This is a genomic window from Ornithinibacillus jepli (assembly GCF_047228935.1).
GTDB lineage: Bacteria > Bacillota > Bacilli > Bacillales > Amphibacillaceae > Ornithinibacillus.
In genome coordinates this window covers 1,508,617-1,532,869 of the sequence record NZ_JBFEGG010000001.1, presented here as the reverse complement: position 1 = coordinate 1,532,869, position 24,253 = coordinate 1,508,617, and the positions used below count along the sequence as shown (strand labels likewise).

Here is a 24,253-nt window from a genome sequence, read left to right as displayed (position 1 = left end):
CCGAACACAGCAGTTAAGCTTCTCAGCGCCGATGGTAGTTGGGGCATTGCCCCTGTGAGAGTAGGACGTTGCCAGGCTAAATTAAAAAGCCAAGAGATGAAGACTATCATCTCTTGGCTTTTTTGTTATTTAGCAATACTATGTAAAACCTATTAATTCGCTTAATAATTTTTCTATTCAAATATTTAATTATAAGTTAGTAATAAAACATTCCATTTTTTGGTTAAGAGTTACTAATGTTGAGTAGTTGTATAATTATCACTGAAGAGGTAATACGTTTAATTTAATTCCTTTTTCGTAACAGAAAAAGCACGCCCAATACAGGCGTGCTTAACTCCCAATTATGCCATTCCAAAAGGTCCTAATTTTTGCGTATTGCCTCCGCCTTTTCCACTCATACCTGCTACGAATGGAACCATTTTAGAAATGGCTTGGCCAAGATTTTGGTTGTTTCTAGTCATCGTATAATAAGTTGCTGCACCTACTCCAACTGAAGCGACAATTGGCAACCATTTTCCTTTTGTTTGCACTCGAAACCAACCCTTTCTTCTAGCCTTAGTTTAGTCCCCAATACAGTATTAGAATGCCTCAAACTGAGGAAAAGATTAAAGGAATCAAATGCCAGTACTTGCAGATTCAAAAGCTGCATTCATTCCAGCAAGTCTTCCTGTTACTAACGCAGACGTAATGTTGTATCCACCTGTATATCCATGGATATCTAAAATTTCACCACAAAAATAAAGTCGATCCATTATTTTTGATTGCATAGTATTTGGTACGATTTCCTTAATGGAAACACCGCCTCCTGTAACAAATGCTTTTTCTAAAGGAAGTGATCCATTCACTGTAAAGGTAAAGTTTTTAAAGTCTAGAACGATAGAACGAAGTGTTTCTTTTCCTAAATTAGCCGCTTTTTGATTATCTGAAACGTTATTTTTTTCTAAAATAAAGGTTAAGAAACGTTCTGGTACTATTCCCTTTAATAAATTTTTAACTGCTCTCTTCGGATTTTCTTCAATAGATGATAATAGTTCATGGAAAAGAAGGTCCTCGTTTTTATCAGGTAGCGTATCAAGGTGCATTGTTACTTGTTTTTTACCTTTCAAGATTTCTTTTACAACAAATTGAGAACAGCGTAAAACAGCAGGGCCAGATACACCAAAATGGGTGAAAATCATATCCATTTTATGGGTTATGATTGGTTTGTTTTTATCATTTAGGACTGAGAGTTCTACACTTCGTAATGAAAGCCCTTGTAATTTCTTTTGCTTAATAAAGTCTTCATTAGAAGTTAATGCTACTTCTGTTGGATATAATTCGGTTATCGTATGACCAGCTTTTTTCGCCCATGCGTAGCCGTCACCAGTCGAGCCTGTATAAGGAACAGCCTTACCCCCAACTGCAATTACTAAAGAAGAAGTCTCGATTTTGTCTCCATTTTCTAAGATGATCATGTGGTTATTTTTTCCGTAATGTACAGCTTTAACAGGTGTATTTAGTTTAACCGTTACTTGAAGCTCGTCCATTTTATTTATAAGTGCATTTACAACATCTTTGGCAGAGTTAGATACAGGAAACATCCGACCATGGTCTTCTTCTTTTAGAGCGACTCCTAGACCTTCAAAGAAGTCTATAATGTCATAATTATTGAAGACAGAAAAAGCACTATATAAAAACCGACCATTCCCAGGTATATGCCTGATTACTTCATCCTGTGGAAGACGATTAGTAACATTACATCTACCACCACCTGAGATAGCCAGTTTCTTGCCTAATTTGTTCCCTTTTTCGATTAACATCGTTTTTGCTCCGTGTTCAGCGGCAGCAATGGAAGCCATTAAACCAGAAGGTCCACCACCTATTACGATTACGTCATAATTCAATGCGATTCATTCCTTTCATCAGTATATTTTATCATTTCTAAGTAACGGTACTCAATTTTGAGCCAAAAAAATTATGTACATATCGAATTGTATAGAATTGTAAGCTAACGTTATCCATTGAACCGCTAGTATGATAAAATAGGCTTAATGTAATATTTTAAATTAAATGCAGGTGAAAAAATGTCGAAGTCATCAATTGTAAGAGGTGCTTTCCTATTAACGGGGGCGTCTTTTTTATCGAAGTTTTTAGGGATGATATATATTATACCCTTTAATGCAATGGTAGGCCCAGAGGGTGTCGCATTGTATAATTATGCCTATATACCATACAGTATATTAATTACAATTGCTACGGTAGGTATTCCTTTAGCCGTATCAAAGTTTGTATCCAAATATAATTCATTTGGTGATTATTATACTGGCATGCAAATGTTTAAAACCGGGATTTTTATGATGGCACTAACCGGGATTATTACCTTTTTAGGTTTATTTTTTAGTGCTGAATTGATTGCCCAACAAATAATTACCGATGAAAAAGAATTACAGAATAGTGTAGAAGATGTAACGATGGTTATCCGTATGGTTAGCTTTGCATTAATTATTACACCTTCCATGAGTATTATGCGTGGATTTTTCCAGGGAAATCAATCAATGGGGCCAACAGCAGTTTCCCAAGTTATTGAACAGATTGCGCGAATCATATTCTTATTGGTTGCTGCTTTTTTAATTATTTATGTCTTTAATGGGACAGTTACAACCGCAGTAGGCTATGCGACTTTTGCTGCGTTTATAGGTGCAATGGTTTCTTACGCAGTATTATTAATATATTGGAAAAAAAGAAAGCCGTATATTGACCAGAAAATAGCCGAACAAAAGACTGCTCATAATATTCCTAAGAAAAAGCTGATTGCGGAATTATTCCGCTATGCTGGCCCTTTTGTTATCGTATCAATTGCTATACCTGTTTTTCAGCTTGTAGACACACTTACTTTCAATAGGGGAATGGTGGCAATTGGTGAGGGTGCCGTTTCAGATGCGTTATTCGGTTCTATTTATTCACTAAGTCATAAGCTTGTTATTATACCAGTTACAATTGCAACTGGTTTATCGTTAGCGATTATGCCGGCAATAACTTCTGTGTTTAGTCAAGGTCAAAAGCCGTTACTGCATAACCAAATTAATCAGGCATTACAAATTATTATAGTATTAGTTATCCCCGCATCACTTGGTTTAACAATACTCTCTAAAGAAGCTTACGGTACATTGTATGGAGGGTTGGAAACGCTAGAGCGAACAGGTTCATTACTGGGCTGGTATGCTCCTGTTGGTATATTATTTGCGATTTTAACGGTTACATCCTCCATATTACAAGGAATAAATCAACAAAATCATGCTGTAATCAATCTATGCGCAGGAATTTTATTTAAAGTTCTTTTTAATATTCTATTTATCCATATGTTTAGTGCAAAGGGTTCGATTTTTGCAACGGCAATTGGGTTAGGTATAGCTGTGGTGCTCAACTTAATCCGAATTAAGAAATCAATTGATTTTCCGTTAAAACAAATAATAAAGCGAAGTATATTAGTAGGAATTTTTGTAGTTATTATGGGAATTGTAATTTTCATTTTAAAATTAATAGTTGGGGCGATCTTCCCATATGAAGAAACAAGGCTTGGTTTAATGTTTATGTTAATAATTGGTGTGGTCTTTGGGGGATATGTGTATTTGTGGTTCGCATATAAATCAACCTTATTAGAAAGAGTATTTGGAGAGAGAGTACGTGTACTAAGGAAAATATTTAGGTAGACACTGAGGTGTTTAAATGAGATTAGATAAATTACTTGCTAATATGGGATATGGTTCCCGTAAAGACGTAAAAGAATTAATTAAAAAGAAACGAGTTACCGTTAATGATTATCTTATTAAAGATAGTGGAATGAAGATTGATACTACTAGTGACTTAGTGAAAGTAGATGAGCAAGTTGTTAAGTACAAACCGTTTATATACTTAATGATGAATAAACCTCCAGGTGTTATTTCTGCAACCGAGGACTTGTATGATAAGACTGTAATCGATTTATTGCCACCAAGTGTGCAGCATTATCGACCATTTCCTGTTGGGAGATTAGATAAAGATACAGAAGGGCTCTTGTTATTAACGAATGATGGAAAGCTTGCTCATCAACTACTCTCGCCTAAGAAAGATGTAGGAAAAACATATTATGCTAAAATTTCGGGAACGGTAACAGATGAGGATATTGAGGCTTTTCTAGAAGGTGTTATATTAGAAGATGGATATCAAACGAAACCAGCTAAACTAAGTATTATTAGCTCTGGAGAACTTTCTGAAATTGAAGTTGTCATTACTGAAGGAAAATTTCATCAAGTAAAGCGTATGTTTGAAGCAGTCGGGAAAAAGGTTGTCTATTTAAAGCGATTAAGCATGGGAGAGTTAAAACTTGATAACACTTTAAAATTAGGAGATTTTCGTGAGTTAAACGATAAAGAGCTTTCTTATTGCCAATCAATGAAGTGAGGGATAAACTATGGGACAAAGTCCACATTATTTTATCGCAATTCCTGTACCAGATGATTTAAAAGCAATATTTGCTACTTGGCAAGATGATTTAATGCAAAAGCTTTCTTATAAAATATGGCCACATCAAGATGATTTGCATATTACATTGAAATTTTTAGGAGCTGTAGAAGAAGAACAATTATCTCAGCTACAGAAAGGATTAACTAATATTACACATACGGATTTTCCTTTAAACGTGGGGTCTATAGGTACTTTTGGAAAGCATGATAGTCCCCGTGTACTTTGGGCAGGTGTAGATAAAACGGAAATTTTAGAGGAACTGTATAAAAAAATAGAAGTAACAGCGACTCAATCAGGTTTTGCTAAAGAGAATAGACCATACCGACCTCATATTACATTAGCAAAAAAATGGACTGGTAATAAAGACCAAGTAGTTATTCTAAATGAAATAAAAGAAGACTATACATTTGAGACATTTCACATCAATGTGGAAGAATTTGTTCTGTATCAAATTTTTCCTTCTAAATTACCGAAATATGAAAGAGTAGAAACATATCGGTTAAAAAGGGGGTAATCCATTGGCCCAATTAATTAAACTTCAAAATTATATAACTCGTTATGAATGGGATATTTATCGGTATCCTAGTCAATTTATCCGATATAAACAAGATAATTGGAAGAAAATCCATTATTTATGGAGTAATGATGAACTTCTTATACCAGATCAACCTGAAGAAGAGGAACTGAAAAAATCAAAATGGAATTTATTTCAGAAGAAAAAGAGTCATGAATATACAATAGAAGATAAAGAAAAGGAAACGATTCCTCGTACTGAAGAAGAATTAAAGCACTATTTTTTAGAGCATATTATCCCATTTCAATTTAAATGGGCTACCTCAACTTTATCAAGTGTTTCTTTTGTAGATTCTAAATTTTATAAAGAAGAACTACTTCAGTATTTCTTAAAGAGATTTCCTGATACGTACTTATTAATGTATTATCCAATATTTGAAATTCGTAATGCTCCAATCGAAGGTGAGCTAATTTTAATTAACCCATTAGGTATTGAAATTATCTATTGTTTAGAAGAGGAACAAGATGCGGTGATCATGGCGTCAGACGATCGAAGCTGGGTATTTGAAAATGGCAATAAGAAAACGAAACGATTAAGTCCTGTATTTGCTTTGAAGAGAACGGAGAAAATAGTTAGAGGAATTTTAGATAAATATAACATCACGTTTCCGATTCAGAAGGTAGTACTTTCTCGCACAAATATTATTAATTTTCTATCAGAACCTTATAACACTAGAATAATAGGGAAACATGAATATGATGATTGGTTTCAAGAAAAACGTTCACTCATCTCTCCCCTAAAAAATAATCAATTAAAAGCAGCGGAAGCTTTGTTAAAACATTGCCAATCTTCCTATGTAAAGCGTCCTGATTGGGAAGAAGATTTTGATGGGATTATCTTGGAAGATGAGGAATGAAGCTATGTACATTTTTATTGTAAATCCAGTATCAGGGAATGGACGAGGCTTAAAGGTATTTCAAAAATTAGTAAAAAGTACTCTATACCAACAACTAGAAACAAAGTATTACTATACAGAATATCCTGGTCATGCAGAAAAACTTGCTAACGAGATAACTGCTGGAAATGCCCGGGATATTAAATGCATCGTTATAGTTGGTGGGGATGGAACGGTACATGAAGTATTAAATGGGTTAAGAGATGTTAAAATACCAATTAGTTTTATTCCAGGTGGTTCTGGCAATGATTTTGGACGAGGTACAAAGATTATGGGCTCGCCAATAGAAATTTTAAAAAGAATAGTAAACGATGAGAGTCCATTAATCTATTGGAAAGGTCATTTCATAAAGGACAAAGAAGAACGTTATTTTATAAATAGTATTGGATTCGGGTTTGATGCTGAAATTGCCAAAAAGGCCAATCTATCAAAATATAAGAATTTATTAAATAAACTCCGTCTAGGCACATTAACTTATGTAATAGCACTTATACAAGTATTAATTTATTTTAAACCATTTGTCGCGGAAGTTGAACTTGATGGCGAGAAGAAGTTACTCACAGATTGTTGGATGGTTACAATTGCAAATCATCAATATTACGGTGGCGGAATGAAAATCATTCCTACTGCTAAAATACAGCCCAATATCATACCCGTACTGATTATACATGGCATATCAAAATGGAAAGTGTTAGGATTATTTATTACGGTATTCACTGGTAAGCATATTGATTTTAAAGAAGTAGATTTATATCATGTAGAAGAGTTATCTATTCACATTAGTAACCCCATTTATTACCAAGTTGATGGACAAACTGCTTTTACCAATTCTTGTTTAATTGCTAAGGATAAACAAACTATCCAAATAATGGGGTCAAATTTTTCATAATAATTTGGGTAGACATCTTGAAAAGAATGAGAGAATTCGATACTCTATTAACATGTCTGTAATTTTACGTTAATTTATTTGGTGATATGGGGAATGCATGATGGAATGGTTTAAGAAGGTATTAGGTGAAGAATGGGAAATAACGCCTGCTGGTGGACTAACTGGGGAGGCGTATTTTGCCAAGAAAGATACGAAGCAACTTTTTCTTAAACGAAACTCATCCCCATTTTTAGCTGTTTTATCAGCTGAAGGTATTGTACCTAAGTTAGTTTGGACGAAACGACTGAACAATGGAGATGTTGTTACCGCACAGAAATGGTTGGAGGGAAGGGAATTAAGACCAGCTGAAATGCAGCATCAACGTGTAGCTGATCTTCTTTATAAAATTCACCATTCCACTGAGTTATTGCATATGTTACTAAGGTTAGGAAAGAAACCAATCACGGCTGATGACTATATTGTTTCTATTGAAAAGCGATTAAAACGTAATCAAATAGACAATGCTTCCATAGAAGTAAAGGACGCATTGACGTATTTAAATAACTATTTACCGGTTGCTAGACAAGAAAACTTAACAGTTTGTCATGGAGATATGAATCATCATAATATACTTTTAACAGATGATGGGCAATTATATCTAATAGATTGGGATAATGCGATGATTGCAGACCCAATATTAGATTATGGTAAGGTATTAAATTCTTACATTCCAAAAGAGAACTGGAAAGATTGGTTGAATCAATATGGAATCGAACTTGATAACGCGTTCCTTATCAGAATGTATTGGTATTTAATTGTTGACTGTTTATCCTTTTTCGCTTTTCATTATGAGCGTAATGAACATGATAAATATGAAGAACGTCTTTTATTATTAAAGGAATTAAATTTCCAAATGAGATTATTGTAAATTAGTTTGTTCAATTGCACTTATCCAATTATTAAGATTTTCTTTATTGGTTACGATATGCTCTTCTTGATTTTGAACGCTTTCACCTTGTCTACCATAATTATAGATTTCAGGTAAAAGCTGTAAGAGCTGTTCATTAGTTATTGCGTTTTTAGCCATCATCGATTTAACAAGTCGTTTAATTTGTTGATATTCCGAAACTTGAGCACAACATTCTGTTTGTTGTTCATCTAAAATGTCTAGTAGCAATTCGAGTTGATGATTTACGGTCAATGACATGTGACTTCACCTCATGGAATAGTATTCGATAATTCATTAAAAATATGTACGAGCGATAGAAAGAGGTGTCCGATATTGCGTCAACGTAATAAACCTTGGGCAGACGACTTTTTGCGTGAAAATACGCATTTAGTAATTCCAAGTCCAAGTGAACATAGAGGTAAATGGCAGGAACTATTTGGAAATAATAATCCAATTCATGTTGAAGTTGGAACTGGTAAAGGTCAGTTTATCGTAGGAATGGCAAGGCAATATCCCGATATTAATTTTATTGGAATTGAGCTTTCAAAGAGTGTTATCGTAACTGCAGCAGAGAAAGTTCAAGACTCAGATCAAAAGAACATCTTATTAATTCAAGAAAACGCCGAGAATTTAAATGAGATATTTATGGAAAATGAAGTTTCCACTATTTATTTAAATTTCTCAGATCCATGGCCAAAAAAACGTCATGCAAAAAGAAGGCTAACTTTTCATACGTTCTTAAAGCGGTATGAAACAGCTCTTAGTCCTAAAGGGGAGTTAATTTTTAAGACTGATAACCGAGGTCTATTCGAATATTCCTTAGTTAGCTTTTCGGAATATGGCATGCTGTTAAATGAGGTTAGTCTTGACTTACACAAGGATCACGATCCGGAAAATATTATGACCGAATATGAGGAGAAGTTTTCTGCAAAAGGTCAGCCAATATATCGTTGTAAAGCAGTATTTAGAGGAGAGTAATGTTACTCTCCTTTTTATTTTGTGGGGGAAAATAATGCGAAATTTAAATTTCTATGATAGCGTTTGCAAGAATATATACCTTTCGATACACTATTATTATATGATAATGAAGGGGGAGCATTAAATGGATGCATTACAAGTAGGTCGTGCTTCTTTAACTTGGCTGAATGGTGGAGTAAATCATTTAGATGGAGGAGCGATGTTTGGCGTTGTTCCGAAAGCCTTATGGACTAGATATTATCCAGCAAATGATCAGAATCAAATAGAATTAAGAACAGATCCCATTTTAATTCAACTTGATGGCCTCAATATATTAATTGATTCTGGGATAGGCAATAATAAATTAACACATAAACAAAAAAGAAATTTCGGGGTAACAGAGGAGTCCTCTATTGAAGCTTCCTTATCTGAACTAAACTTATCAATCGATGATATTGATATAATACTAATGACGCATCTCCATTTTGATCATGCATGCGGGCTAACGAAGGTATCCGCAAAAGGATATGAATCCGTATTTAAAAATGCAACGATTTATACTTCAACAATAGAATGGGATGAGATGAGACATCCTAATATCCGCTCTGTCAATACATATTGGGAAATGAACTGGAAGCCTATTGTAGAACAAGTTAAAACGTTCAATGAAGAAATGGAGATTGTGCCTGGGTTAAAGATGATCCATACTGGTGGACATAGTAATGGTCATGCCATTATCGTATTTGAAGACAATGAAGAAACATTTATTCATATGGCAGATATTATGGCAACAACTGCACATCAAAATAAACTTTGGGCAATGGCATATGATGATTATCCAGTAACCTCTGTCCATCAAAAAGAAAAATGGATGGAATATGGTTATCAGAAAGAAGCATGGTATACGTTTTATCATGATGCTTTTCGTCGGGCAATTAAGTATAATGCTTCAGGTGAAGAAATAGAAGTTGTGGAAAGAAGACGTTAAAAAATAATGAAAAATAAAAAGTAGCCTAGTTAATATAGGCTACTTTTATTTTGATTACATAGACTCTACAACATCAATAACTGCTCCGGTCTCTGTATCTGCATAAAATTCATATTGTTTATTTTGTCCGTCAATAGTTCGGGTAACACCACCACGATATGCATTATAATGTAAGCCATTTTTTTCAATAGTTTCTGGCTTCATATAAATCCATGATCCACTAATTGGTCCATGTTTTTTGAAAGTTTCTTTTGCGTTTTTTAATGCTTTTTCAGGTGTTATCTTTTGATATTGATCCAATTGTTGCTTTGCTAAGTATCCAGCTGCAAATCCAACGCTTGCAGCAACCATTGTTTTCTTCCAACCCATTTTCTCACCTCGTGGCATTAATCTTTTATCACTTGTTAGTTTATTTTTTAGTATACCGTAAAAGCAATAAAATAGAAAATATAATCCAATATGCAAGAATTGTGGAAACAATCAAGACCTTTCGGTATACTTAAAGAGGTAGTTATAAGGATGGAGGGGTACATAGATGAATCAGGAAACATTACAATTATTTAAAACGTTGACCGAGTTGCAAGGTGCACCAGGAAATGAGCATCCCGTACGGGCATTTATGAAGAGTGAATTAGAAAAGTATTCTGATGAAGTAATTCAAGATAATCTTGGTGGCGTTTTTGGTGTTAGAAAGGGAACTGGTCCACGTGTAATGGTAGCAGGACATATGGATGAAGTTGGTTTTATGGTGACACAAATTACCAAAACAGGCCTTATCCGATTTCAAACATTAGGTGGTTGGTGGAGTCAAGTATTGCTGGCACAACGTGTACAAATCATGACAGATAATGGACCAGTAATAGGTGTTATTAGTTCTATTCCTCCACATAATTTAACGGAAGAACAACGTAATAAACCAATGGATATTAAAAATATGTTAATTGATATTGGTGCTGACGATAAAGAAGATGCAGAGAAGATTGGAATTAAGCCTGGGCAGACCGTCGTTCCAATTTGCCCGTTTACACCAATGGCTAATGATAAAAAGATATTAGCAAAAGCATGGGATAATCGTTATGGTTGTGGACTTTCTATTGAATTACTTAAGGAATTAAAAGGGGAAACATTACCAAATGAATTGTATTCAGGTGCAACGGTCCAAGAAGAAGTTGGTTTAAGAGGAGCGAAGGTTGCTGCTAATATGATTAATCCTGATATTTTTTATGCACTTGATGCATCACCTGCCAATGATATGACAGGTAGTGATAGTGAGTTTGGTAAGTTAGGTAAAGGGGCATTACTACGTATCTTTGACCGTTCCATGATTACACACCGTGGAATGAGAGAATTTATCTTGGATACTGCAGAGTCTAACAATATTCCGTATCAATATTTTATCTCACAAGGTGGAACGGATGCTGGAAGTGTACATCTTTCCGGTAATGGAGTACCATCTGCAGTAGTTGGTATTTGTTCACGCTATATCCACACAGCAGCATCAATTATTCATGTGGATGATTATGCAGCAGCAAAGGAGCTTTTAGTTAAGCTAGTGAAATCTACCGATCAAAATACTGTCGATATGATTCGTAAACAATAATGGTAAAACAGCTGCTCCCTTGGGCAGTTGTTTTTTTGCTATATTATTCCATTTAAAAGGAGTCAAGCCATGAAGTTAATTGTAGGTTCAAAAAATCCAACAAAAGTAAATGCGGTACAAGATATTTTTATAGATAATGAAATCATTGGTATAGATGTACCGTCTAACGTTTCTAGTCAACCGTTTTCAGATGAAGAAACAATGCAAGGTGCCATAAATCGAGCCAAACTTTGTACGGAAGTCGAAAAGAATAGTTTCGGTATAGGATTAGAGGGTGGCGTCATGTACGTTGGTGATAAACTTTTCTTATGTAACTGGGGTGCACTTGTAACACCAACAGGAAGTACCTTTATAGCAAGTGGTGCTAGAGTGTTGTTACCGAAAGAATTAGAAATACCATTAAAGCAAGGAATAGAGCTTGGTGCGATTATGGACGAGTATGCTAATAAAATTGATGTATCAATAAAAGAGGGTGCAATCGGTGTGTTTACGAATAATCTCTTAAGTCGAAAGGATATGTTTGCCCAAGTTGTCACCCTTCTTAAGGGGCAATATGAGTATTGGAATAAAAAATAAGGGGGTAGCCCCCCCTATTATTCAAAAATATATCCTAACACGTCTATTGCTTGCTCGACTGTTTCTACAGTTACATTTGCTTTATTAGAAAGTTCTTTTAACGGATGAATCAAACTTTCAGGACGGATAATAATCGTCGGTTTATTCATCGTAATAGCTACACTTGCATCCATCGCAGTATTCCACTGTTTGTATTTCTCCCCAAACAGAGCAATTACAATATCAGCTTTTTGCATTAAAACTTGTGTTCTAAAATTATTAATACTTGAGGCAGCATCGTCTTTATATACGTTGTTTGGCTGCTCACCTAATATATTTTCTCCAATATCATCTGATAAGTCATGGTTTGTTTGTGGACCTACAAACTTTAATGGTAATTTCTTTTCTCTCGCTTTACTTACTATTTCTTCTCGCCAACTATCGTGAATTTGTCCAGCTAGATAAACGATGAGTTCCATTTGTTTACCTCCCTAAAAAGATTATGGTAAGTTAATAGTATCGAATTATAATTAGAAAGAAAAGTTATACGATTATACTTCTCCTTGAATTAATAGTAAGATTATAGGAGAGTGATGATAGGTCTAAAGTAGGAGGATGCGCAAAAAATGTCTAAAGCAACATATTCTATAAGTTCTATATTAGTAATATTTATCATTGTTTTAACAGTATTTAGTTTTAGAACGGAAGAATCGATTATTGAGCAAGCAGGAGAAAAAGCGAAGGAAATTTTTTATAATGAAGAAGTTCCCGAGGATAATTATCATGGTGAATATTTTTCATTTTATCTTCCAAGTAATATGGAAGTTGAAGAAGTCGATGATTTTAATGCCATTTTACAAAATGGACATCGGACATTAATTGTCTTTTACAATAAATTAGAAAGTAATGATAGTAATTTAAATTATGAAGCCGCTAAAACAGAGGATGCAGCATTATTAGAATCCTTCACGGATGATAATAAGTTCGGATATATTCGTTTACTACAAGATGAAGAACATATGGAATATGAGATACAAGTTGGTGTGGGCGGAGTTAAACTTACAACGTATACTACAAAAAATGAAATAATAAGTGATTCAGAAAATCTTATGAAAATAGCTCTATCTATAGTTCAGTAGTTATGCAAGGTTGGACTAAATAAAATAGTATGCTGGAAAATCGGACTAAACTGTTATAGCGGGAGCGGGTCAAATGCTCTAATCTACTAGTTCGATTTTTTTGTTTGAATACATTTCCTTTGACCTTGTATTCTATATAGGTGAAATAGTTGAATAGAAAACCAAACATAGCTATCATATAAAAGTATAGGTATAAACTAACGTGTAGCCGAATCAATACAAGGAGGCTTTTTTATGAAAATGACCAGTCTTAAAATGAAAAAAATCCTTGAGGAAAGGCTGACAGATTCTAGTCTTAATACAAAGTATAATAGGGAACAGGATACTTTGCGATTAGAGTGGAAAAGCTCAAATCAAGGTGTAACGATAAAATTACCTAATATAATCGCTAAATATAATGAGCGTGGTGAACAAGCTATAGATGAGCTAGTTGATCATATACATGAATCTTTAAAAATTATGAATCAGTCTTATCAGCTTGAAGGTATGGAGAAACAAATTTTTCCAGTGATACGATCAACTTCATTTCCAACTAGTTCCAACTCAGGTGCAGAACTTGTGTTTAAAGAACACACTGCTGAAACAAGAATTTTTTATGCGATTGATTTAGGGAAGTCATACCGGTTAATTGACCGTGTTATGCTGGAAAAGGAAAACTGGTCAGATAAGCAAATCGATGAAATTGCTACTTTTAACCTAAGGTCATTAGAACAATCCTATAAAGTCGATACAGTTGCTGATAATGATTTTTACTTTTTTGCCAAGCAAGATGGGTATGATGCAAGTAGGATTTTGAATGATTCACTATTAGAAGAGATTGCGGGAATGAGTAAAGGTGAATTAGCCGTTGCAGTACCACATCAGGATGTATTAATTTTGGCAGATATTCGAAATAAGACTGGTTATGATATCTTAGCACAAATGACTATGAAGTTTTTCACGGAAGGTAGGATACCAATCACCTCATTACCTTTTATTTATGAGGAAAGGAAATTAACACCTATCTTTATCTTAGCTAAAAATAAACCAGAAGATAAAAAATAAAACTAGAAAGAGTGAATAGAATGGACGTTTTTTATAATCCAAAAGGAATTGGTGATGTTTTAATTATCCCTATAGAAGAAACAGATGATCGTTATAGTGTATCCCATGAGATAATTGGGCCAGTTACTAAGATTATTGGTGGCAACAATGAAGTATTAGGATATAATATTGCAAATGCATCAACATATTTCTCGTTATCCGAAAATGGGAAAATCAACCTAACAAATGAATTGTTAGATGAAATTAAAAATTTGTTTGAGGCAAATAACATAAATGATACGCTAGACTTTGACTTAAGTCCTAAATTTGTTGTTGGCTATGTGCTCGAGAAGGAGCAGCATGAAAATGCTGATAAATTAAGTGTATGTAAAGTTGATGTAGGTGATGAAGTACTTCAAATTGTATGTGGTGCTCCGAATGTAGATAAAGGACAAAAGGTGGTTGTCGCTAAAGTTGGGGCCACGATGCCAAGTGGTTTAAGAATTAAGCCTACCGAATTAAGAGGGGTAGCGTCTAACGGAATGATTTGTTCTCAGAAAGAGCTAGGAATGCCAAATGCTCCAAAGGAAAAAGGAATTTATGTGTTAGACGATTCCTATTCAGTTGGACAAGCTTTTCCTGTATAATAGAGAGCAACCTGGTGTTATTACAGCCTAGGTTGCTTTTTCATTTTTAAGAAATTCTTATATAATTAGTAATATGATTTACTAGGAATAGTGTTATGTACTTAGAATCATAGAAGTACCAAAATATAAGTTAAACTAATGGAATCAAAAGAAAAGAGTGAACAAAATGTGGGATAAATGGAAGAGAAAAATAGAAACATTTATATGGAAGGAAGTAGATGAAGAAGAAGACTTACAAGATTACGAACCCAAAGAGCTAGACTCTCAAGCTGACATAAAGACAAGAATGGTCTATCAATATCCATACAATAATTCATACCATATTCCACAAATATCGGATCCAAAGGCAAAAATAAATAATAGACTAAATAAAGATATAGAAACACCAGCTTATCTAAGAAAAGGAAATAGATCAACTCATTCTGAACAACAATTACAGGTTCAATCTGAAGTTCAGAAAGAAAAAGAGAAAAAACCGTTTAAAAGAACGGAGGTTCCTTCACCGATTTATGGATTTAAAAATAGAAGTGAGAAGAAAGAAGTTGAGTCCATTCCAGCTTATGTAAGAAAACAGAATCAAGAATATGTAACAACCTCTAAAGCTATTGAAACAGATCCAATTAATGATTCAAGAGAATCTAGTAGTCTTGAAAACAATTATTTTGATAAGCAAGATGTAATTGATAAGGTTTGGGAAACACCATCTACTGAGAGAAATGGATTTCAACTGGAGCCTGAAAAAGAAGTTACAATCGAATTAGACACAGACCTTCTGTCTAGATATCAGCCTGAGCAAGAAAAAGTGGAGGAAGTAGCTGTAACCATTGAAGAAAATGAAGATTCAGTACCAACAACTAGATTAGAATATAAACATCAAAGAAGTGTTCCATATAATGTGATGATGACACCGGAAGATAAACGAAAAATATTACATAAAGAAGTGGAGCGAAAACTACAACCAGAAACAACTGAAGAGCCACAAAGAATTAGCAGTGGATCCGACCAAACTACGATTCCATTACATTTATTAAATGATCCGGTAGAAAAAAGTAATTTAAATGACCAATGGATAAAAGAACAACAGCAATTGTTAGAGCAAACATTAAAACATTTCCATGTCCGTGCTAGAGTTGTGAATGCTACCCAAGGACCTGCTGTAACAAGATTTGAAGTGCATCCAGAACTAGGGGTTAAAGTAAGTAAAGTAAAAAATCTTAGTGATGACTTAAAATTAAATATGTCCGCTAAAGATATTCGTATCGAAGCACCAATTCCAGGAAAAAACACCATCGGGATTGAAGTTCCAAATCCAACATCACAAATGGTAGGACTTCAGGATATAATTGGCTCTGAATCATTTAAAGAAAATTCATCTCCGCTCACTATTGCCTTAGGGTTAAATATTGAAGGAGTACCAATTGTAACGAATATACAAAAAATGCCACATGGTTTAATAGCTGGGGCAACCGGTTCAGGAAAAAGTGTATGTATTAATGCTATTTTATTAAGCTTAATTTATAAAGCACACCATGATGATGTTAAATTTCTCTTAATTGATCCGAAAATGGTTGAGTTAGCACCATATAATGGAATTCCACATTTGGTATCTCCTGTTATTACGGATGTAAAAGCAGCTACTGCTGCATTAAAATGGGCTGTAAATGAGATGGAAGAACGTTATGAGAAGTTTGTTCAAGAAGGAGTACGTGACATCGAACGGTACAATCAAAAAGTGCTAAAACAAGGTCGTGCTTCTGATAAAATGCCTTTTATTGTTATTGTTATTGATGAATTAGCGGATTTGATGATGGTTTCTCCTCAAGATGTTGAAGATGCAATCAGTAGAATTGCTCAAAAGGCTAGGGCATGTGGAATTCATTTATTGTTAGCAACACAGCGTCCTTCTGTTGATGTATTAACAGGTCTTATTAAAGCCAATATCCCAACTAGAATTGCATTTAGCGTATCATCCCAAATAGATTCAAGAACCATTCTCGACACAGGTGGTGCTGAAAAATTATTAGGAAAAGGGGATATGCTTTTTGTAGAGAATGGCACCGGAAAAAGTGTAAGACTCCAAGGCCCATTTGTTTCAGACGAAGAAATAGAACGAGTTACAAGTTATGTTAGTTCCATAGCAGAACCAAACTATTTATTTGAACAAGAGTCATTGTTGAGGCAAGTCGAGGCGGATGAAGAAGAGGACGATCTATTACCAGAAGCGATACATTTTGTATATAACCATAATAGTGCTAGTACATCTTTGTTACAGCGACATTTTAAGATTGGATATAATCGTGCAGCAAGATTAATTGATACACTAGAAAGTAAAGGGATTATTTCCGGACAAAATGGAAGTAAACCAAGAGATGTGCTTATTACCAAGGCAGAATTAGAAGAACTATTAAAAAGCGACACATAGTGTTTCCTTGTTATAATGTGTAGCTAGATATATTATATATATGGGAATAATAAATAAGGAGATTACAATGAAAGAGATAGAGCAAAAGTTAAGCGGTAAAATTGAACGTTTAACTAATAAAACTTTTAAATTTGATAAACGTATAAAAGAAGGCTGGTTCTCAGCTGTATATTTTTTAAAGACAAAAGAAATAGTGGAGAAAAAATTACCTAGAAATCATGTAACAATGCAGTTTTTTCAAAAAAAAGATGCCGTTCTTTGTGGTACAGACGAAGCAATCGCACTAGTACATACTTTTGCAGAACATCCTGAATCTTTAGAAATACACTCTTTGAAAGACGGGGATAAAATTAGTCCGTTTGAGACTGTTTTAACGATCTCGGGTCCATACCAAGAGTTTGGTTATTTAGAGGGGATAATAGATGGGATTTTAGCTAGAAGAACATCGATAGCGACAAATGTATATAATGTTGTAAAAGCGGCAAGAACGTCTGGTCAGCAAAAGCCTGTTATTTTTATGGGGGACCGTGACGACCATTATACTACCCAAGCAGGAGACGGTTATGCTGCATTTATTGGTGGTTCAACTGCTCAGGCTACCCATGCGATGAATGAATGGTGGGGAAAAGAAGGTATGGGCACAATGCCACACGCGCTGATTCAAATGTTTAAAGGTGATGTCGTAGCGGCAATGGAAGCCTATCATGAAGTATATCCAGATGATGATTTAGTAGCTCTAGTCGATTATAATAATGATGTTATTACAGATTCGTTAAAAGTTGCTCGAGCATTTGGTGATAAGCTTAAAGGTGTTCGGATTGACACTTCTAATACACTGGTTGACAAATATTTCCTTCGTAATCATCATGTGATGGGTACGTTTGATCCTCGAGGTGTAAATCCGGAGTTAGTTTTTGCTCTACGGAAAGCTCTTGACGATAATGGGTTTAATCATGTTGAGATAGTAGCAACTGGAGGTTTTACAGAAGAGAAAATTCGATATTTCGAATCATTAGGTGTTCCAGTAAATACCTATGGAGTAGGCAGAAGTTTATTAAAGCAAGATATTGGTTTTACCGGTGATAATGTATTATTAAATGGATCTCCAGAGGCAAAAAACGGGCGCCGTTATCGTCCTAACCCAAGATTGGAAAAAGTAGAATATCCGAAGAGGTAATCATACTGATATTATCAGGACACAACCAAATTACTATTTTATAACGGAAAAAGATTTGTTATAATAGCTTAATGTTATTATATATTTAGTAGCATACGGTTTTATGCTACTCTTCGAATGAAGGCACAACCCGTGTTTTTACACATATAGTTGGAGGTTCACTTTTATGACAATTTACCATTTTATTGGTATTAAGGGTACAGGAATGAGTGCATTAGCTCAAATTCTCCACGATTCCGGAGAAAAAGTGCAAGGTTCAGATGTGGAGAAGACCTTTTTCACTCAAGCTGCTCTTGAAGCAAAAAATATACCGATTTATCCTTTTTCAAAAGAAAATATAACGGAAGGTCTAACGATTATTGCAGGAAATGCATTTTCGGATGACCATGTAGAAATCCAAGAAGCTAAGCGTAAAGGATTAGTATATTACCGTTACCATGAATTTTTAGGTGAATGGTTAAAACAGTACACTAGTATTGCTGTAACTGGTGCCCACGGTAAAACTTCAACAACTGGTTTACTAGCACATGTTCTTGATTCATCTTATCCTATTTCATATCTTATAGGGGATGGAACGGGACATGGACATGTAGACAGTAATTATTTTGTTTTTGAAGCATGTGAGTATCGCAGACATTTTCTTAGCTATGAACCAGATTATGCTATCATGACGAATATCGATTTTGATCATCCAGATTATTTTTCAAGTATCAATGATGTATTTGATGCATTTCAATCAATGGCTGATAATGTAAAAAAAGGTATAATAGCATGTGGTGATGATGAAAAGCTACAGCAAATTCAAGCTAAGGTACCGGTAGTTTATTACGGATTTTTACCATCTAATGATTTCCAAGCCCAAAATGTTAGAGAGACCGAAAAGGGTACGGAATTTGATGTATTTGTTCGAAATACTTATTATGACACATTTACCATTCCTATGTATGGTAATCATCACGTACTAAATGCATTAGCCGTTATTGCAATCTGCCAATATGAAGGAATGGAAGCCGAAGCGATAAAAAATATTAGTACCTTTAAAGGTGTTAAGCGTCGCTTTACCGAAAAGAAGATTAACAAACAAATTATTATCGATGATTATGCACATCATCCTAGGGAAATTACAGCAACTATAGAATCTGCAAGAAAAAAATATTCTGATAAAGAGGTTGTGGCAATATTTCAACCACATACTTTTACGAGGACGAAAACATTTTTACAAGAGTTTGCAGATAGTCTAAAGGATGCAGATGCGGTGTATTTATGTGAGATATTTGCTTCTGCAAGAGAAGACGGTGGACAGTTGACGATTGATGATTTACAGAAATTAATTCCAAATAGTTCTATTCTAGAACTTCAGAATGTTAGTGAGTTAAAGAAGCATGAAGAAGGCGTATTAATCTTTATGGGGGCTGGTGATATTCAAAAATTTCAACAAGCCTATGAAGAAGAATTATCTCCTTTAGAAAATGCTTAAAATGTATCATAAGTCTGTTGCTAAAAAAGCAACAGACTTTTTTCTTGCCTTTACTTAATATGCAACAGAGGAAAATAATCCATGTATTAGAAATTTCTTCTACAAATCATTCGAATTTTATGATAGAAAAGCCTATAATGGAGATATACTAAATAGGAACTAAGAAATAAAATGGCCAATGTTTAAAAGGTGGGACATAAGGGAATCGTTTAAATGTACAAGCACAGCCATTGGCAATTATATTCATGGAAGGGATGATCAACTGATGGAGATATTATTATACATTGCTGCTTTAATTGCTGCTGTTGCTTTTGCAGTACTAGTAATATATTTAGCAATGACATTAAAAGCTTCAACTCGTACACTTAATAATGTGGCGAATACATTAGAAGGCCTTGAAAAACAAATGCAAGGAATCACATCAGAGACTACAGAACTATTACACAAAACGAATGCACTTGCAGATGATGTAAGCCAAAAAACAGCAAAATTAGATGGCTTATTTGATGGCGTTAAAGGAATTGGCGAGACTGTTCAAGATTTCAATAAAACATTAAAACAGTTTTCATCTAGTGTTTCTAGAGCAGCTGTTGAAAATCAAGATAAGGCATCACAGGCAGTAACATGGGGTGCTGCTCTATTTGATTTAATAAAAAAGAAAAAATAAAAGGGAGGAATAATCATGTCAGATAATAATGGTAAAGATTTTGTAGTAGGTGCGGTGATTGGTGCAGCTGTTGGTGCTAGCTTAGCTTTAATGTTTGCCCCAAAGTCTGGTAAGGAATTAAGAGGGGATATTAATCAAGGGGCGATACAGGTGCGTGAACGAGCTTCCGAATGGAAAGATGTTGCACAGTCAAAAGGTTTAGAATGGAAAGATATCGCACAAGCAAAAGGTCAAGAATGGAAAGAAAAAGCTACTGAAAAAGGGACAGAATTAAAACAAAAGACACAAGATATCACTTCAAATGTCCAAACGAAAATCCAAGACTTACGTAAGACCGATCAAAATGTAGCTAATGAAGAACAATCTCTAGCAACTACTGATCTTGAAAAAGAGGAAACGAATTAAAATAAAGGATGTCTTATTAAGGGAGTTACCCTTTTTAAGACATCCTTTTCTTAATTCCAAATGATTGCTAACCGGTCGCCATTCATAATGGGTTCGTAAAAAGTAGTAGGTTGGTCATTTTTTGTTAATACAAATTTTCCATTAGCTCCGGTTAAATCAATATCAACATAGCGAAATACATCTTGAAAAATAAACCCATCAATTTCTTTATCTTCAATCATAATATGATCATCTGGATAAATCTTATCCTCTTCTTCTAATACTTGATTTCCACGTTTTAAAATAAGTTGTGGTTGCTGAAGTGTAACCGTTTGTTGATTAAAAGCTACTTTTATTTGATGATAATATTTCTTGTTCATAAACTCAAGCAATGTTTTAGCTGTTGGACTTATTTTAGGAATTACGGTTAGTTGATCGTTTTCTCGTAGTTTGTAATCAAGTGAAACAGGTTTTCCGTTTACCGTTATTTGATTCTCAGCTAAACCTAAAGTCATTTTTTGATTATTAACAAATAGATTAAATTCCTTTTCGTCTGGTAGTCTCTCAGAACTTATAAAGGTGAAGAAATCTTTAATAGTCCTAGGCGTTTTAATAACGACTTTATCTCGATCTTGAATGATATAATCTTTTGTCTTGATTAAATTATTTACATAGTACGTTGGTGTGAGTTCATAGGCTTTATCATTATAGCTAATTTTAACTGGTGGCACTTCACCTACTAGTTCCTCAAGCTTAATCTCTGGTTGACTACCATCCAATCCTTTAGTTATTTCAATGATATCCCCATTTTGAACAAATGTATCGACGGTTGCGGTTTGTTTATTTAAGCGTATAGTCGGACTTTTTCCAAATTCTCCAGGTAATGTAATTTGCTTATCGTTTAAAGTAATAATCGATGCCATTCCTGGTTTTCCATATAGTTTATTTATTTCTATCCCTGCTTGTACTAAGCAGTCTCCTATGGTGAGTTGTTTCATTTCAAACATTCGGATTGTTTTATCATTTACTTTAATCGATATGTAATGAATTGGATTTTGTTTTGCGGCAATCGCAATCCCAATTGGAGTAACAAAATCTGGTCCCTTAGGGAGATTGTCTGTTTTATTCAGTACTTGGATTGCATCAATATCTCGAATGGCGACTCGGTTTTCTGGTAATTGCAGTTTATTAGCTAAACGCTTAGTAAAGTCTGGTGTTTGACTACCACCACCGACGAGCATTACTGCCTTAGGTTGTGTTCCATTTAAATGTAAAATTTCCTCAGAAATGGCTGATGCTAATTTTTCAATACTATCCTCGATATCTCTAACTAAATCGTCATACGTAATAGTTGATTCAAATCCTAGAATGTCAAAAACAGTAGCTTCTCTATCATTTACAACTTTCCGTTTCGTTTCTTCAGCTAATGGAAAGTCTAATAAATACTTATCACTTACGGCTTCTGTAATTTCATCTCCCGCAATAGGAACCATACCATAAGCAACAACAGTTCCCGAATTCGTTATCGCAATATCACTAGTTCCAGCTCCAATATCAACTAGTGAAACATTTAATCGTCTCATTGATTCAGGTATTAAAACTTGTATTGCTGCAATAGGTTCTAATGTTAATGCATCCATTTCTAAATTTGCTCTATTAAGTGCTGATATTAATGATTCGACTACTACCTTTGGTAAAAATGTTGCGATTACTTCAACAGAAGCATATTGTCCACTTTGATCAATCAAGGATCCTATTTTATCTTCGTCGATTTTATAGTGAAGTACAGAATACCCTACACAGTAATAATTAGCATAATTTCGATTAGACTCTTCCGAAGAAATAGTATGCTGTGCAGCATGTACGGCACTTAATTCTAAGTGTTTAATCGTTTCATGATCAGTAATAGGTTTATGATTCAGTTCAAGTGTAGCAGAGGAGGTAATCGTTCTTAGTGACCTACCGGCAGCAGCTACACAAACTTTATATAGTGGTCCATGGGTGGATTCTAACGTTTCTTTTACTTCTTTAATTACTTTAGCTACTTCTTCTACATGGTGAATTTGTCCATCTAACATAGCTCTTACGGTATGTTCTTTTACACAATAATCGACCAACGTATACATGTTGTCAATTTTTTCTAAAATAATTCCAGTAACTGAACGGGTTCCGATGTCTAACGCAAATATATATTCTTCCTTCATTATGTATCCCCCTAAAAGAAAAGCATTTAAATATGTATTCTATAATCTCTACTAATATTATAAACTTTAGGATGACAAAGGGAAAATTATTAGCTATAATTGGTCACATTATGTAGAATAAACTTATATATTGTAGTTTTTCCTTTTGGTGGGAGGCATTATAGATGAATCACAATGAATTAGAACAATTAAGAGATCGACTAGATGATGTTAATTTACAAATACTTGAACTTGTGAATTTGCGAGCAGCAATTGTAAAACAAATTGGTCAAATAAAAAATAAACAAGGTATGAAGCGTTTTGACCCTGTAAGAGAGAGGGAAATGCTAGATCAATTAATCTTGCATAATAATGGACCATTTGATAATTCTACGATTGAACATATTTTTAAAGAAATATTTAAGGCGGGTTTAGAATTAATCGAAGATGACCATCGCAAGGAACTGTTAGTTTCTAGGAAGAGAAAACCAGAAAATACGATTATTGATATTAAAGGGGAAAAAGTTGGTGATGGTAAAACCCATTTTGTTATGGGACCATGTGCAGTAGAAAACTATGAGCAAGTAAGGGAAGTAGCAAAAGCTGTGAAAGCTAATGGAATCAAACTATTTCGTGGTGGAGCATTTAAACCAAGAACGTCCCCTTATGATTTTCAAGGGTTAGGGATTGAAGGGCTACAGATTTTAAAGAAAGTGGCAGACGAATATGATCTTGCCGTTGTCAGTGAAATTGTTAATCCTGCTCATATTGAGATAGCTCTTGATTATGTAGATGTGATTCAAATCGGTGCAAGGAATATGCAGAACTTTGAACTGTTGAAAGCAGCAGGAGAAGTAGACAAACCAGTTTTACTAAAACGAGGGCTATCTGCAACCATTTCAGAATTTATTAATGCAGCTGAATATATTTTCTCTCGTGGAAACGGGAATATTATCTTGTGTGAGCGAGGTATTCGTACGTATGAAACGGCAACTAGAAATACATTAGATATCTCAGCAGTACCGATATTGAAGCAGGAAACGCATTTACCAGTAATGGTAGATGTCACACACTCAACTGGTAGAAGAGATTTATTAATTCCTACTGCAAAAGCAGCACTAGCTATAGGTGCTGACGGTATCATGGCAGAGGTACATCCTGATCCTGCAGTTGCACTTTCAGACTCAGCTCAGCAAATGGATATAGAAATGTTTGAAAACTTTTTACAGGAGTTATCGAAATATACTTCATCTATTAGCTAAAAAG

General features: G+C 34.4%; 25 protein-coding genes and 1 rRNA gene. 20 read left to right on the top strand and 6 right to left on the bottom strand.

The window, feature by feature from the left end; translation table 11 throughout:
- A 5S ribosomal RNA gene (gene rrf / locus AB1K81_RS18555) occupies nt 1-77 on the top strand; the annotation flags it as partial.
- A 264-nt stretch (nt 78-341) separates the two neighbouring features.
- On the opposite strand, the gene AB1K81_RS07980 is transcribed toward rrf, so the two are convergent.
- Both AB1K81_RS07980 and AB1K81_RS07975 read right to left on the bottom strand, forming a co-directional pair.
- On the bottom strand, nt 342-530 hold the full coding sequence (locus AB1K81_RS07980; RefSeq protein ID WP_412976086.1) for a hypothetical protein: 189 nt from the start codon (nt 528-530) through the stop codon (nt 342-344).
- Between the two features lie 84 nt (nt 531-614).
- A complete protein-coding gene (locus AB1K81_RS07975) occupies nt 615-1,883 on the bottom strand; it encodes a BaiN/RdsA family NAD(P)/FAD-dependent oxidoreductase (RefSeq protein WP_412976085.1) in 1,269 nt (422 codons plus the stop codon).
- 180 nt (nt 1,884-2,063) lie between these two features.
- Here AB1K81_RS07975 and AB1K81_RS07970 point away from each other — a divergent pair, with 180 nt between their 5' ends.
- From AB1K81_RS07970 to AB1K81_RS07945, 6 genes are all read left to right on the top strand, one after another.
- Complete coding sequence (locus AB1K81_RS07970) at nt 2,064-3,689, top strand: putative polysaccharide biosynthesis protein (protein ID WP_412976084.1); 1,626 nt, start codon at nt 2,064-2,066, stop codon at nt 3,687-3,689.
- Between the two features lie 16 nt (nt 3,690-3,705).
- A complete protein-coding gene (locus AB1K81_RS07965; RefSeq protein ID WP_412976083.1) occupies nt 3,706-4,419 on the top strand; it encodes a pseudouridine synthase in 714 nt (237 codons plus the stop codon).
- Between the two features lie 10 nt (nt 4,420-4,429).
- Entirely contained in the window at nt 4,430-4,996 is a 567-nt protein-coding gene (gene thpR, locus AB1K81_RS07960; RefSeq protein WP_412976082.1) for an RNA 2',3'-cyclic phosphodiesterase, read from the top strand.
- 4 nt (nt 4,997-5,000) lie between these two features.
- Nucleotides 5,001-5,912: an NERD domain-containing protein gene (locus tag AB1K81_RS07955; protein ID WP_412976081.1), complete on the top strand. Its 912-nt coding sequence runs from the start codon at nt 5,001-5,003 to the stop codon at nt 5,910-5,912.
- Nucleotides 5,884-6,840, top strand: a complete 957-nt coding sequence (locus tag AB1K81_RS07950) for a diacylglycerol/lipid kinase family protein (protein WP_412976080.1) — start codon at nt 5,884-5,886, stop codon at nt 6,838-6,840. The genes AB1K81_RS07955 and AB1K81_RS07950 overlap by 29 nt, the downstream gene beginning before the upstream one ends.
- 100 nt (nt 6,841-6,940) lie before the next feature.
- Nucleotides 6,941-7,747 (top strand): phosphotransferase, encoded by an 807-nt coding sequence (locus AB1K81_RS07945; RefSeq protein WP_412976079.1) that lies wholly within the window; start codon nt 6,941-6,943, stop codon nt 7,745-7,747.
- On the opposite strand, the gene AB1K81_RS07940 is transcribed toward AB1K81_RS07945, so the two are convergent.
- Nucleotides 7,739-8,026, bottom strand: coding sequence for a YtzH-like family protein (locus AB1K81_RS07940; protein ID WP_412976078.1), 288 nt, complete (start codon nt 8,024-8,026; stop codon nt 7,739-7,741). The genes AB1K81_RS07945 and AB1K81_RS07940 overlap by 9 nt on opposite strands.
- A 75-nt stretch (nt 8,027-8,101) precedes the next feature.
- Between AB1K81_RS07940 and trmB the strand changes: the two genes are divergently transcribed.
- Complete coding sequence (gene trmB / locus AB1K81_RS07935; protein ID WP_412976077.1) at nt 8,102-8,746, top strand: tRNA (guanosine(46)-N7)-methyltransferase TrmB; 645 nt, start codon at nt 8,102-8,104, stop codon at nt 8,744-8,746.
- Nucleotides 8,747-8,870: 124 nt separating this feature from the next.
- Complete coding sequence (locus tag AB1K81_RS07930; RefSeq protein ID WP_412976076.1) at nt 8,871-9,713, top strand: YtnP family quorum-quenching lactonase; 843 nt, start codon at nt 8,871-8,873, stop codon at nt 9,711-9,713.
- A 54-nt stretch (nt 9,714-9,767) separates the two neighbouring features.
- On the opposite strand, the gene AB1K81_RS07925 is transcribed toward AB1K81_RS07930, so the two are convergent.
- On the bottom strand, nt 9,768-10,082 hold the full coding sequence (locus tag AB1K81_RS07925; protein WP_412976075.1) for a PepSY domain-containing protein: 315 nt from the start codon (nt 10,080-10,082) through the stop codon (nt 9,768-9,770).
- Nucleotides 10,083-10,248: 166 nt separating this feature from the next.
- Here AB1K81_RS07925 and AB1K81_RS07920 point away from each other — a divergent pair, with 166 nt between their 5' ends.
- Both AB1K81_RS07920 and AB1K81_RS07915 read left to right on the top strand, forming a co-directional pair.
- The gene (locus AB1K81_RS07920) at nt 10,249-11,313 is read left to right on the top strand and encodes a M42 family metallopeptidase (RefSeq protein WP_412976074.1); all 1,065 of its coding nucleotides are present in this window, start codon (nt 10,249-10,251) and stop codon (nt 11,311-11,313) included.
- Nucleotides 11,314-11,382: 69 nt separating this feature from the next.
- Nucleotides 11,383-11,889: a DUF84 family protein gene (locus tag AB1K81_RS07915; RefSeq protein ID WP_412976073.1), complete on the top strand. Its 507-nt coding sequence runs from the start codon at nt 11,383-11,385 to the stop codon at nt 11,887-11,889.
- A 17-nt stretch (nt 11,890-11,906) separates the two neighbouring features.
- On the opposite strand, the gene AB1K81_RS07910 is transcribed toward AB1K81_RS07915, so the two are convergent.
- A complete protein-coding gene (locus tag AB1K81_RS07910) occupies nt 11,907-12,347 on the bottom strand; it encodes a YtoQ family protein (RefSeq protein WP_412976072.1) in 441 nt (146 codons plus the stop codon).
- A 147-nt stretch (nt 12,348-12,494) separates the two neighbouring features.
- Between AB1K81_RS07910 and AB1K81_RS07905 the strand changes: the two genes are divergently transcribed.
- From AB1K81_RS07905 to AB1K81_RS07870, 8 genes are all read left to right on the top strand, one after another.
- The gene (locus AB1K81_RS07905) at nt 12,495-13,007 is read left to right on the top strand and encodes a hypothetical protein (RefSeq protein ID WP_412976071.1); all 513 of its coding nucleotides are present in this window, start codon (nt 12,495-12,497) and stop codon (nt 13,005-13,007) included.
- Nucleotides 13,008-13,241: 234 nt separating this feature from the next.
- Nucleotides 13,242-14,051 (top strand): DUF1444 domain-containing protein, encoded by an 810-nt coding sequence (locus tag AB1K81_RS07900; RefSeq protein WP_412976070.1) that lies wholly within the window; start codon nt 13,242-13,244, stop codon nt 14,049-14,051.
- Between the two features lie 20 nt (nt 14,052-14,071).
- Entirely contained in the window at nt 14,072-14,677 is a 606-nt protein-coding gene (gene ytpR, locus AB1K81_RS07895) for a YtpR family tRNA-binding protein (RefSeq protein WP_412976069.1), read from the top strand.
- Nucleotides 14,678-14,843: 166 nt separating this feature from the next.
- Nucleotides 14,844-17,099, top strand: a complete 2,256-nt coding sequence (locus AB1K81_RS07890) for a DNA translocase FtsK (RefSeq protein WP_412976068.1) — start codon at nt 14,844-14,846, stop codon at nt 17,097-17,099.
- Between the two features lie 67 nt (nt 17,100-17,166).
- Nucleotides 17,167-18,276: a nicotinate phosphoribosyltransferase gene (locus AB1K81_RS07885; RefSeq protein ID WP_412976067.1), complete on the top strand. Its 1,110-nt coding sequence runs from the start codon at nt 17,167-17,169 to the stop codon at nt 18,274-18,276.
- Between the two features lie 166 nt (nt 18,277-18,442).
- A complete protein-coding gene (gene murC, locus AB1K81_RS07880; protein WP_412976066.1) occupies nt 18,443-19,753 on the top strand; it encodes a UDP-N-acetylmuramate--L-alanine ligase in 1,311 nt (436 codons plus the stop codon).
- 265 nt (nt 19,754-20,018) lie between these two features.
- Nucleotides 20,019-20,420 (top strand): DUF948 domain-containing protein, encoded by a 402-nt coding sequence (locus AB1K81_RS07875; RefSeq protein WP_412976065.1) that lies wholly within the window; start codon nt 20,019-20,021, stop codon nt 20,418-20,420.
- Between the two features lie 15 nt (nt 20,421-20,435).
- On the top strand, nt 20,436-20,825 hold the full coding sequence (locus tag AB1K81_RS07870) for a YtxH domain-containing protein (protein WP_412976064.1): 390 nt from the start codon (nt 20,436-20,438) through the stop codon (nt 20,823-20,825).
- A gap of 50 nt (nt 20,826-20,875) precedes the next feature.
- Here the strand turns inward: AB1K81_RS07870 and AB1K81_RS07865 are convergent, their stop codons facing one another.
- A complete protein-coding gene (locus AB1K81_RS07865) occupies nt 20,876-23,008 on the bottom strand; it encodes a cell division protein FtsA (RefSeq protein WP_412976063.1) in 2,133 nt (710 codons plus the stop codon).
- A gap of 164 nt (nt 23,009-23,172) precedes the next feature.
- On the opposite strand from AB1K81_RS07865, the gene AB1K81_RS07860 reads away from it, so the two are divergent.
- Nucleotides 23,173-24,249, top strand: coding sequence for a bifunctional 3-deoxy-7-phosphoheptulonate synthase/chorismate mutase (locus AB1K81_RS07860; protein WP_412976062.1), 1,077 nt, complete (start codon nt 23,173-23,175; stop codon nt 24,247-24,249).
- The last annotated feature ends 4 nt before the right edge of the window (nt 24,250-24,253 follow it).

Bases quoted from the DNA above. Each gene is read 5' to 3' on its own strand.
- AB1K81_RS07940 (WP_412976078.1), bottom strand. From the start codon at position 8,026: ATGTCATTGACCGTAAATCATCAACTCGAATTGCTACTAGACATTTTA.
- ytpR (WP_412976069.1), top strand. From the start codon at position 14,072: ATGGACGTTTTTTATAATCCAAAAGGAATTGGTGATGTTTTAATTATC.
- AB1K81_RS07885 (WP_412976067.1), top strand. From the start codon at position 17,167: ATGAAAGAGATAGAGCAAAAGTTAAGCGGTAAAATTGAACGTTTAACT.
- AB1K81_RS07860 (WP_412976062.1), top strand. From the start codon at position 23,173: ATGAATCACAATGAATTAGAACAATTAAGAGATCGACTAGATGATGTT.
- murC (WP_412976066.1), top strand. From the start codon at position 18,443: ATGACAATTTACCATTTTATTGGTATTAAGGGTACAGGAATGAGTGCA.
- AB1K81_RS07910 (WP_412976072.1), bottom strand. From the start codon at position 12,347: ATGGAACTCATCGTTTATCTAGCTGGACAAATTCACGATAGTTGGCGA.
- AB1K81_RS07965 (WP_412976083.1), top strand. From the start codon at position 3,706: ATGAGATTAGATAAATTACTTGCTAATATGGGATATGGTTCCCGTAAA.
- AB1K81_RS07875 (WP_412976065.1), top strand. From the start codon at position 20,019: ATGGAGATATTATTATACATTGCTGCTTTAATTGCTGCTGTTGCTTTT.
- AB1K81_RS07890 (WP_412976068.1), top strand. From the start codon at position 14,844: ATGTGGGATAAATGGAAGAGAAAAATAGAAACATTTATATGGAAGGAA.
- AB1K81_RS07900 (WP_412976070.1), top strand. From the start codon at position 13,242: ATGAAAATGACCAGTCTTAAAATGAAAAAAATCCTTGAGGAAAGGCTG.
- AB1K81_RS07920 (WP_412976074.1), top strand. From the start codon at position 10,249: ATGAATCAGGAAACATTACAATTATTTAAAACGTTGACCGAGTTGCAA.
- AB1K81_RS07925 (WP_412976075.1), bottom strand. From the start codon at position 10,082: ATGGGTTGGAAGAAAACAATGGTTGCTGCAAGCGTTGGATTTGCAGCT.
- AB1K81_RS07905 (WP_412976071.1), top strand. From the start codon at position 12,495: ATGTCTAAAGCAACATATTCTATAAGTTCTATATTAGTAATATTTATC.
- AB1K81_RS07865 (WP_412976063.1), bottom strand. From the start codon at position 23,008: ATGAAGGAAGAATATATATTTGCGTTAGACATCGGAACCCGTTCAGTT.
- AB1K81_RS07950 (WP_412976080.1), top strand. From the start codon at position 5,884: ATGGGATTATCTTGGAAGATGAGGAATGAAGCTATGTACATTTTTATT.
- AB1K81_RS07870 (WP_412976064.1), top strand. From the start codon at position 20,436: ATGTCAGATAATAATGGTAAAGATTTTGTAGTAGGTGCGGTGATTGGT.
- AB1K81_RS07930 (WP_412976076.1), top strand. From the start codon at position 8,871: ATGGATGCATTACAAGTAGGTCGTGCTTCTTTAACTTGGCTGAATGGT.
- AB1K81_RS07945 (WP_412976079.1), top strand. From the start codon at position 6,941: ATGGAATGGTTTAAGAAGGTATTAGGTGAAGAATGGGAAATAACGCCT.
- thpR (WP_412976082.1), top strand. From the start codon at position 4,430: ATGGGACAAAGTCCACATTATTTTATCGCAATTCCTGTACCAGATGAT.
- AB1K81_RS07915 (WP_412976073.1), top strand. From the start codon at position 11,383: ATGAAGTTAATTGTAGGTTCAAAAAATCCAACAAAAGTAAATGCGGTA.
- AB1K81_RS07970 (WP_412976084.1), top strand. From the start codon at position 2,064: ATGTCGAAGTCATCAATTGTAAGAGGTGCTTTCCTATTAACGGGGGCG.